Raw genomic sequence first — 6,801 nt, forward strand, 5'->3', positions numbered from 1 at the left:
CAAAAAAGATAACCCCTTCTATTTTCATTAGATGGGGTTATCAAAAAAGGATTTTAATTACCTAAAAGTAACCTACTATTCTAAACTCTTTTGATGTTCAAAACAATATATCTTCCCTTTAAACTTCTTACTGGACAAACAAAATGACTTGACCTTTTTTGAAACAGTCTTATTACATAGAAAGCACTTTGCTTGTTGATTTTGGCTATTTACCTCCCCCTCTATCTTTAGGGATTGAACATGCTGCTCTCGAATAGAATGATCTTTTATGTTAGCTTCAACTAATATTGAATAGATTCTTTTTATCTCATCTTCTTTTAAAATTGGCTCTTTATTATGTATCTTATTAACTGATACTTTCCTATGTATATACTCCGACAATTCAACATCATATACAATCAACTCATCAGAACTCATTTTTCTAAAATCTAACTCGTCAATTTTAAATGTGCATCGTTTAGTGAATGACACCATTGAAATAAATGAGTGATGATACTTCTCTTCAATATGATTTTTTATCGCATGAATATGTCCATAATTTTGAAGAAAAGGATTCATCATCTTAAACTTTCCATTTACTGACCATGTTTTTCTATCTTTCCCACCATAAATAGTCCCTTGATAATTTTTTGTTTCGATTACAAAGATTCCATATGATGTAATGACAATATGGTCAATTTGTGAATAGCCTGATTTAGCTTTATCATTTTTAAGCATGATATCAGATAAGTGGGTATACTCTTTAGGGAGTTGAGCTAATTGGAGATCAATTTTGTATTCTCCAATTTCTCCTTTCCTGGTTGCAACCTTTTCATTGTGTTTTTCCTTTAAAGCTATAGGCATTATTTGTGATTTATGTTCTTTTACTTGTTCCTTCTTTTTAAATAAGCTTGATAAAAGTTTCATAATTATCTCCTCGACCTAAAAACTAATCTATTTACTTTGTAATAAAAATAAATAGCTCAAGAGTTTTATCGTCTCTTGAGCTACATTGTTAAGTATTTGATTAAAAGTGATTTATGATCTCCTTAAAAACATATGAAGGTTTTTTTAATAAGCTCCTTAAATCAATTCTTTTCGATTCTAAACCATTGTTAATCAAAAGTGTATTCTGTAATGGATCCATCTCTAAAGATAGATCCTTGATTCGATAGTTTTGAATTCTAGTTGCTTTATCAAGTTCCCTCTCATCTAGCTCAAATTTGGCCCTGTCAGAAATACGTCTAAGCATTCTCCATAATGTAACTTCTTCTTTAGATTTCATAAATATTTCTGGCAGTTCTTTTGCTTGCTTTAAGGTATTTAAAGTAGTAATTGTATATACTGAAATCCCGTAACCAACTGGTTTTACTATATGCTTAAGTGATTCCCAGACTTCAATTTCAAAGCGAATGTGTTCCTCATCACTTGAATTTTCCCTATCTACTGTAACTTCTTTGATTTTACCAACAAGTCTGATTCCATTTTGAGAAGTCACACCATTTTTTGTATAGAGAGCAACATACTTCGCTTCCTGCCATCCCTTTTGCATAGGTTACACTTAGTTGGACAGATTCGTTAAGGTCATATACACTTGGTTCAAATAAAGACTGAGGAAAATCAGAAATGGCCAAAAGAGAAAGAAGAAGTTACACAAAAGAATTCAAGGAACAAATTGTTCAATTACATGCCTCTGGGAAAGCTAGGGCTGAAATTATCAAAGAATACGACTTGACTGCATCTGCCTTTGATAAGTGGGTTCGGCAGCACCAGAATAGTGGGTCTTTTGAAGAGAAAGATAACCGTACACCAGAACAAGAAGAGCTAATTCGTTTACGAAAAGAGAATCAACGACTGGCAATGGAGAATGATACTTTAAAGCAAGCCGCGCTGATCATATGGGACGAAAGTAGATGTGATCCGTCAGAACAGTCACAAATACTCGGTATCAGCAATGTGCGACGTCCTACAAATCTCCCGAAGCACATACTATTATGAAGCCAAAATTCGAGATAACCAAGATGAAGAATTAACCGAACTGATCATTGATATTTTTAAGAAAAGCCGGGATAACTATGGCCAAAGAAAAATAAAGATAGAACTAAAAAAGAAAGGCTGGAGGGTCTCACGCCGTCGTATTGGACGAATAATGAAAGAACAAGGACTAGTTTCCAAATACACCGTAGCTCAATTCAAGCCTTCTAAAACGACTTGTAATGAATCGGAAGTAGGGAATACATTGAATCGAGAATTCGATCAAGACCAGGAACTCAAAGTGATTGTGAGTGATTTAACATACGTTCGAGTTCAACAGAAATGGCATTATATTTGTGTTTTAGTAGATTTATATAATCGTGAAATTATCGGCTACAGCGCTGGTCCTCATAAAAGTGCTGAGTTAGTTCAGCGTGCCTTTGCATCAGTGAAATACAATCTTAATAGACTCGAACTATTCCACACAGATAGAGGTAGTGAATTTAAGAATCAGTTGAATGATCAAGCATTAGGAGCCTTTGATATTGAACGATCATTGAGTGAAAAAGGAACACCTTATGACAATGCCGTAGCTGAAGCGACATTCAAGACTATCAAAACAGAATTCGTTCATGGGAAGGTTTTCTCTAGCCAACACGAACTTGACCTTGAACTTTTTGACTACGTACATTGGTACAATAACATTCGAATTCATGGATCATTAGGTTATTTAACACCGTCTGAATACAAGTTAACAGACTTTTAAATATTTGTCCGATTTACTGTTGACATTCCACTTGCTGGTAAATCTAAGGTGTGTTCGCCTTCCCCGTGTCTAATAAATATTATCTCCAAATCGTCTCTCTTCCTTCACTTCTTACGACATTAAACTACCCTTTAAGTTGCGTAATTTACAAATTCAAGATGAATTATCTAAATTCCTTTTTTTCTCTAGAATATTGCCTTTAAATGATAAAAGCACTATCCTTGTTCAAGAATAGCGCTTAGATTGTTGAAGATTGAAAACTTTAAAAGAACTTCAAAATTGACTTTTGATTATTGTGCTAAAGAACCCTTTAGTAGAACAAAGTGACAATAAACTCATTGAAATGTACCCTTTGTTTAATTCAATCTATAAATTAATTGAACAACGCCAGAAGAAAACTTTTTGGTTTCAACTATTTGTAGATTTAATCTCTTGTTTATATCTATAAATAAAGGTTTTCCTTCTCCCAAAATAATTGGATGAACAGATAATCTAAATTCATCAACAAGTCCCAAATTGATAAAAGTTGTAATAAGGCTTGATCCACCATATAGCCAGATGTCCCTACCGGGCTTTTTCTTTAATTTATTAACTTCTTCAACAATGTTATCATTTATTAATATCGCTCGATTATCAGTTTCCTTTTGTGTTCTGGAAAACACATACTTCTCTTTGCTATGAACCAATCTCCACATTTCTTTATCGGTATCCGAGTCTTCATTTTTTGGAATATATTGCCCCCATATATCGTAGCTTTTTCTACCATATAGTATAGTATCAATTTGATTCAAAAATTTATTGAAATCCATATCAGGGTCCATAATGCACCAGTCAACTTCTCCATTCGGCCCTTCAATAAATCCATCTAAAGTAACTGCTAAATCTAAAATCACTCTTCTTGCTCTCTCGTTAATGATCATATTTTTATCTCCTTTTATCTTATAGAATTTCCCTAATTGCTAAAATCATAAGGTATAAACTATACTATACGAAAAACATGACAAGTAATGACATGATTAAATGAAAAAGGTGAAAAAAATGTCAAAAGCCAAGTGTCTGTTAGATATTCTTATGTTTGTTACGACTAAGAAAAAGTTTACTGCACAAGAAATAGCTGATGAATTTCATATATCCATTCGTACTGTACACAGATACATATTAGATTTATCTGATATGGGATTGCCAATTTACTCAGAACAAGGACGTAATGGTGGATATACAGTATTAACGAGTAGATTTCTTCCTCCAATTTTATTTACAGAAGAAGAAGCTGTTTCTATTTTCTATGCTTTTCAATCTCTAAATTACTATCGCAACTTGCCATTTGATACTGAAATCTCCTCGGTCGACCATAAATTATATAGTTCACTCCAGAGTGAAGCTAAAATAAAAATAGATAAAATTCGGTCTTATATTGCTTTTTGGAACCCCAAAAGAACGATTGATACCCCCCTTTTAAACGATGTTTTAAAGTATTCTATTGAGAATAGAAATTTACACATTCAATATGAATCTAAATCAGGTATAAGGAAAAAACACATCCGTCCTATCGGTGTATATGCCCATGATGGATTATGGTATTTGCCTGCTTACGATTATCATAAGAAAAAAATATTACTGTATCGTGTAGATCGTATTCTTTCCATTCTATCAACTGAAGAAAACGAAGATGAATTCATGAATTTTAAAGAATGGTTCAACTTTATTGAAGTAAAAAACCCAATTCGACTGCATGTGCATTTAACTATGGAAGGTATTCGTCAATGTAAAAGTGTTCCTTATTTTGAGGGTTTTGTAGTCACGCAAGAAGATGGAACTGGATATATAGATACAACCATAGATAGAGGTGAACTTAATTTTATAACATCACTATTTTTAAGACTTGGAAGTCACGCACGAATTTTGGAACCAAAGGAATTAATCGTTGGAATACGTAAACAGGCGGAAGAAATTTTAACTATGTATCAAGACGATAATTAAAATATTTATTTTTTTACTAATCCACTATTAAAATCAGGAGCAACTGTTTTAATGTTCGCCTTATTTAACTTTTCTGCTCCGTTTGTTTAAGTGTAACTCTTCACAATCTCAATTACATTCTAATTGATCTTCATCAATCTACCTGGCCCTTATATGAAAAAGAGCGGCATCCTTATTCAAGAATGGCGCTCGATTGTTGAATAACGTATATTTGATTGTTAATTCATAGCTTTATCTAATATGTTATTTATAAATTCTGACTTACCTAAAGTATAGGAAGTTCGGTCTTGCACAGTCTCTGCTAAATTCCTTTTAATCTTTTCATACTCAGTAACTGCTTCGTGGTTATTACGAAGGTAATCTCTAAATGCTATATGCTTTTTAAGTTCTTTACTATCTTTGTTACAAACATAAAGATGATGCTCCATCCATCTTGTACCGTATTCATCCCAAGGAGAATATATATCTTTTCTACCAAATGCTTCTCTGCCTTCAAAACTCCATTCTTCTTGGTGAAAATACCCTAGCTTTTCAAGTGCACGAATTACATTTGTGAAGACATCATAAATTTCAATCACAATATCTATATCTAGGATTGGCTTTGCCCCTAACCCTTTGATCGAAGTACTTCCAACATGTTCAATATCAATAATTAAATTGCCTAATGACTTACTAATTACCTGTTTTATGGATTTAAACTCCTTTATCCATTGCTCATCAAAATCTAAAATTTTTATACCAGTATGAGTCAATCATTGTTCCTCCAATATAGTTATTAAACAGTTAAAATAGAAATAGGCGCACATCCTATTCAAGAAGGGCGCTTCTATTGCGGAAGATCATTATTGAACTAGAGCCATCGTTAGTTGAGTATAGTATCTTTTTAATACTAGATAAATGTATGACCAGCATTCTCTAATACTGTTTTGCTTTTTCTACGGAATGCACTTTAATCAACAAGTAATCTGTATTAAAAGTAGAAATAGCAAAAATGCTTATATTGTTTTTCGCCAATGGATTAGCTAATGAAGATAATATTCCTGTTAAACTAAAATCTAATACACCCTCTACTTTGATACATTTCCAATCATGTTCCACGTCCTTTAGATTACTACCAGGAACATTAGAGGTAGGACATACAATAGAGAGTTCTTCGTTTGTACGTGTAATTGAAAAGAATTCGCCTTTGCCTGCCCAAGATGGTATCTCTTCTGTTGATGGTAATTTCACAACAGAGAATAAAGTTTCCAATATGACTAAATTCATATCTATCACCCCTTAATTAAAACGGATACTCCGATGCCTTTCCGCAACATCGCACCTGTTAGTTCGGTAACTAAAAATTAAAACTAATCGTATTATTGAATAATAAAGGGAGAGGAAATTAATAATGTCCTTAATAATCAGATGTGTAGAAGAAGATGACATGAACCAATTGACCGATTTAATGTATCAGTATATCGTTGATTTTTATAAAAGACCTAAACCACCTATTAAAAACATACATAATTTAATTGACACGTTACTTGAAGAGAATAGAGGAATTCAATTCGTAGCTGAACTAGATGGTAAACTTCTCGGCTTTGCAACATTATATTTTAGTTTTAGTACAACGAAAGCTGATAAAATAACTGTAATGAATGATCTATTTGTAGTTGAGATCGCAAGAGGGACAGGGGTAGCCCAAGAACTGTTTAAATAATGCGAAAAATATACAAAAGAAAATGAGTATGCACATATGGGGTGGGTAACTGCAACTGATAATTACCGTGCCCAAAGATTTTATGAAAAGATGGGTGGTTCTCTTGGAAGTTGGATGAACTATTCAATATAAGCCAAAATGCCTTTTGGAAAGACCTCTATATCGGAGGTCTTTATTTTTATACATTTGTCATTTGATAATTTTTTATCTCTTTATCTCTTTTTATTTCATTACTCGCTTACGTTAGCACAATAGGGACTGCCTCTGTTGAACAATCGCGCTCGATCGTAATATAAGTTTAACCAGGTTTTACTGGTTGAACTTTTTTTATTTAGTTTTATTATAGCGGTAGTCGGAGTAGAACGAAGCGCTCGTGGGACATTGATCCCGTCAGCAAAAC

General features: G+C 33.0%; 7 protein-coding genes and 1 pseudogene. 3 read left to right on the forward strand and 5 right to left on the reverse strand.

Annotated features, from left to right (window positions below; all coding sequences use genetic code 11):
- Positions 1 to 75 precede the first annotated feature (75 nt).
- Both LC095_RS05005 and LC095_RS05010 read right to left on the reverse strand, forming a co-directional pair.
- Entirely contained in the window at positions 76 to 906 is an 831-nt protein-coding gene (locus LC095_RS05005; RefSeq protein WP_226527107.1) for a nuclease-related domain-containing protein, read from the reverse strand.
- 100 nt (positions 907 to 1,006) lie between these two features.
- Complete coding sequence (locus LC095_RS05010; protein ID WP_226527108.1) at positions 1,007 to 1,531, reverse strand: hypothetical protein; 525 nt, start codon at positions 1,529 to 1,531, stop codon at positions 1,007 to 1,009.
- A gap of 74 nt (positions 1,532 to 1,605) precedes the next feature.
- On the opposite strand from LC095_RS05010, the gene LC095_RS05015 reads away from it, so the two are divergent.
- Positions 1,606 to 2,719 (forward strand): IS3 family transposase gene (locus tag LC095_RS05015; protein ID WP_413467451.1). Its coding sequence is split into 2 segments (ribosomal slippage): positions 1,606 to 1,878 and positions 1,880 to 2,719, totalling 1,113 coding nucleotides; the frame shifts between segments, so codons are not numbered across the junction.
- A 356-nt stretch (positions 2,720 to 3,075) separates the two neighbouring features.
- Here LC095_RS05015 and LC095_RS05020 read toward each other — a convergent pair.
- Positions 3,076 to 3,639: a dihydrofolate reductase family protein gene (locus LC095_RS05020; RefSeq protein ID WP_226527109.1), complete on the reverse strand. Its 564-nt coding sequence runs from the start codon at positions 3,637 to 3,639 to the stop codon at positions 3,076 to 3,078.
- 118 nt (positions 3,640 to 3,757) lie between these two features.
- On the opposite strand from LC095_RS05020, the gene LC095_RS05025 reads away from it, so the two are divergent.
- Positions 3,758 to 4,699, forward strand: a complete 942-nt coding sequence (locus LC095_RS05025) for a helix-turn-helix transcriptional regulator (RefSeq protein ID WP_226527130.1) — start codon at positions 3,758 to 3,760, stop codon at positions 4,697 to 4,699.
- Positions 4,700 to 4,917: 218 nt separating this feature from the next.
- Here LC095_RS05025 and LC095_RS05030 read toward each other — a convergent pair whose 3' ends face one another.
- Positions 4,918 to 5,451 carry a GrpB family protein gene (locus tag LC095_RS05030; protein ID WP_226527110.1) on the reverse strand — a complete coding sequence of 178 codons (534 nt, stop codon included), beginning with the start codon at positions 5,449 to 5,451 and terminating at the stop codon, positions 4,918 to 4,920.
- A 163-nt stretch (positions 5,452 to 5,614) separates the two neighbouring features.
- Positions 5,615 to 5,965 (reverse strand): ACT domain-containing protein, encoded by a 351-nt coding sequence (locus tag LC095_RS05035; RefSeq protein ID WP_226527111.1) that lies wholly within the window; start codon positions 5,963 to 5,965, stop codon positions 5,615 to 5,617.
- Positions 5,966 to 6,089: 124 nt separating this feature from the next.
- On the opposite strand from LC095_RS05035, the pseudogene LC095_RS05040 reads away from it, so the two are divergent.
- Positions 6,090 to 6,533: pseudogene (locus LC095_RS05040) on the forward strand (N-acetyltransferase family protein).
- Positions 6,534 to 6,801: the final 268 nt, after the last annotated feature.

The organism is Metabacillus niabensis (assembly GCF_020524345.1).
Lineage (GTDB): Bacteria > Bacillota > Bacilli > Bacillales > Bacillaceae > Metabacillus > Metabacillus niabensis_B.